This window comes from Burkholderia sp. Bp9012 (genome assembly GCF_003853825.1).
GTDB lineage: Bacteria > Pseudomonadota > Gammaproteobacteria > Burkholderiales > Burkholderiaceae > Burkholderia > Burkholderia diffusa.
Window position 1 is genome coordinate 1 of sequence record NZ_QTQA01000092.1, and the last position, 387, is coordinate 387.

The window sequence follows — 387 nt, forward strand, 5'->3', positions numbered from 1 at the left end:
AGCCGAGGTGGTCGTAGTAGTGCCAGGTCTCCTGGCCATGGGCATCGGTGACATAGGTGAGGCGGATGTTCTCGTCCCATTCCAGGCGGGTGTCGAAGCTGCCGTCGTCGGCCCATTCGCGCACGGCCTTGGCGTCCGGCCCGTCGCCCTGCCATTGCAGGTTCATGCCGCGGCCGGTGCGGTCCGTGTAGCGGGTAATCAGGTGGTGCTGGTACTGGTAGGTCCACGCGGCAGCATTCTCGTCTTGTGCCAGGATGAGGTCGCCCGCTTCGTCATAGCGGTACAGGCTCAGGCGGCGCAGGGGTTCGTCCTCGCCCATCAGCCACAGGCCGGTGATGCGGCCAGCCTCGTCCACCAGAGTGCCCAGGTGGGTATGCGGCTGACTGG

General features: G+C 66.1%; 1 protein-coding gene. It reads right to left on the reverse strand.

The annotated features are described in order from the left end of the window. The coding region (locus DIE11_RS36050) for a hypothetical protein (protein ID WP_148093079.1) at positions 1-387 on the reverse strand (387 nt) is incomplete at both ends.